The sequence below is a fragment of the Caballeronia sp. EK genome, from assembly GCF_014384845.1.
Taxonomy (GTDB): Bacteria; Pseudomonadota; Gammaproteobacteria; order Burkholderiales; family Burkholderiaceae; genus Caballeronia; species Caballeronia jiangsuensis.
Map to the genome: position 1 here is coordinate 1 of NZ_JACSUE010000064.1, position 2,506 is coordinate 2,506.

Annotated in this window: 2 protein-coding genes and 1 pseudogene; all 3 read right to left on the reverse strand. The window is 61.1% G+C overall.

Translation table 11 applies throughout. The features are described 5' to 3' along the window. Window positions 1–42: 42 nt before the first annotated feature. The gene (locus IAG25_RS42205; protein ID WP_222946882.1) at window positions 43–1,149 is read right to left on the reverse strand and encodes a recombinase family protein; all 1,107 of its coding nucleotides are present in this window, start codon (window positions 1,147–1,149) and stop codon (window positions 43–45) included. A gap of 203 nt (window positions 1,150–1,352) precedes the next feature. Then, window positions 1,353–1,490 (reverse strand): annotated as a pseudogene (locus IAG25_RS41005) (ATP-binding protein); the annotation flags it as partial. Between the two features lie 39 nt (window positions 1,491–1,529). Beyond that, on the reverse strand, window positions 1,530–2,506 hold a 977-nt coding region (locus IAG25_RS41010; protein ID WP_187609877.1), incomplete at its 5' end, for a Mu transposase domain-containing protein.

The window sequence follows — 2,506 nt, forward strand, 5'->3', positions numbered from 1 at the left end:
AACCCAGTTGCCTAATTGTCGCCTTGATCCGCTTGCCCAACTTCAGATACAGCCGAACTGCTTGAATGCGGTCTTCGTATGAGTACACGGACTACCTCCAGGTAGTCCAAGATTTTGTCCGCATCCCCTCGCGAGCCGGTTTACGACCTCGCGGTCCAGAAGCGCTGTGCGCTCTTCGAGGTGAGCGACATGTTCAAGGGCTGCATTCCAACGCGCTTCAAGCTCGCGTGCAACCAATCGTTTCGTCGGATCCACAACCTCATACCGGCGGGCGGCAAGAGAGGCATCGTTGCGCGCTTCTTCGAGCTCGCAGGCTAACGCGCGACGCGCATCGTCGCCTGCGCGCGATGTTTGCTGTGCAGCGCGAATGGCCGCTTCCACCGCATGCTGCGAAACCGCTTCGAGAAATGCGGCAGCCACCGCATTGTCGATACGTATTCCACCGATTCCGATACAGCGAAATGCTCCGACATGTGCTTCGTCGCCACGGCAATAATAGCGATGTGCGTGGCCGGCTCTCATGCCGTAGTTGACCCGCATCATTCGACCGCACCGGCCACATCGCGCCAGGCCAGTCAACAATGCCCGCCCGCCACGAGCAGATCGACGGGAAGCCCGCTTCTTCATGTGTGTGTTCTCGGCAATCATCCTCTGATGCTCCTCGAACTGATCCCACGTGATGTACCCCGGGTGGTGGTCTCGCAACAGGACGCTCCAGTCCTTCATTGGCTTGGAGTGGCCTTCAGTCTTACGAGCCCGTCCGTCAACGACCGCAGTGCGTTGGGTCGTCCTTCCAAACACATACGCCCCAGCATAAACCGGATGCTCCAGGATTTGGACGACCGTGTGATATGCAGGCCGGCTCCATTCGATCCGGATTCCCGCGGGGCCGTGCCGCGTTACGGGCAGCTTGACTTCCGATTGTATGGCCCATAGCAGCACCTGACGGGCACTGCCGAGTTCACGAAATTTACGGAAGAGCACCCGGATGGCCTCGGCAACCCGTTCGTCTGGGTCCATCTCGATCTGCCCCAGCTCGTTCCAGCAGTAGCCAGGAGGTAGCGCAAAGCGCAATTCCCCTCGCTGGGCCTTCGAGTCGCGCGCGGCAATGCCACGCTGCCGCAACAGACTGAGCTCGTACTCCGACATCGTGCCTTTGAGTCCCAGCAGAAGCCGATCGTTGACCCGCCTGGGGTCGTAAATGCCGTCGTGATCAACGACGACCGTGCCGACCAGCGCGCAAAGATCAATGAGATGGTGCTGCGTATTTCGGCGAACGTGACCGCCGATTTCGGGAACGTGACCGTTTGACTTGGTCGGGCGTTGCGCGGTGTCGATTGTAGATTTCCTTGCTAGTTCTGGTCGAGTTCTGGTTCGAGCACGCTGGGTTTCGGAGATGGTTTTCTAAGAGATTCGCCCGTCAGTTTGATGCGGTGATGTCGCTGCATAAGGCGATCGAGCATTGCGTCGGCGATCGTCTCGTCGCCTAGTTGCGTCAAGGTTTGATGCATCATCATGGCGGGTTCTCTTTATTGGTAGTAGCTGGAGCCGCGTACATGCGCGTGACTCGGACTGACCCATTCGACAGGCGTGGTCGCTGCCGCGCGGTCGCGGTTGTTGATGAGGATGTCGCGCACGTGGCGGTAACGATGCACACCCAGTTCGAGCGCCAACGCACACGCCGCTTCGAGGCGGTCGCGACCATAACGACGTGAGAGTGAGAGCAAGCCGAGGCACGCCCGATAGCCGTGCTCGGGATGGCGCTGTTCCGGCAGAAGCCGTGCGACGAGCGCGCCGGTGGCGCCGCCAATCTGCTGACCCCAGTGGATAAGCCGCTGCGGAGTCCATTCGAGATGGGCGCGGTGTGCAGCCGGCATGTGCTCGACGACGGTGGTGTAGCCTCCCACACGATCGTTGCGGGCATGGCTGGCCACACGGCGACCGCGATGCAACAACTCGACGGCACCCGCTGTGATGCGCGCATCGAGCTTGAGTCCGACAAGCGCGTGCGGGACGCTGTAGCGATGTTTATCGATCTCGATGTGGTAGTCGATGTGGACCGTCACTGCCTTGAACCGCGCGAGCTCATACGGCTGCACCGGCAGTGGCTGTAGGGCCGGCGCGTCTAATCCGGTGAACGCGCTGGCGCGGCATCCCGGCAGCTTCTGAAATGGGCGCTCGTTCAAGTTCTTCAGTAGCGGGCGGATCGCGTCGTCCACCGACTGGACCGACTCGAACTGGCGATGACGCAAGCGCGCCATGATCCAACGTTCGACCACCTGAACCGCCACTTCGACCTTCGGCTTATCCTGCGGGCGATAAACGCGTGCAGGCAGAAATGAGGTGCCGTAGTGACGCGCGAAGTCCAGCACGGTGTCGCCCGCGCGCGGCTCGTAACGGTCGGGGTCGGCGATCATCGCGCGCGGGTTGTCCGGCACGATCAGTTGTGGAACGCCGCCGTAGAAGGTCAGCGCGCGGGCGATACCACTCAGCCAGTCCTCCATCG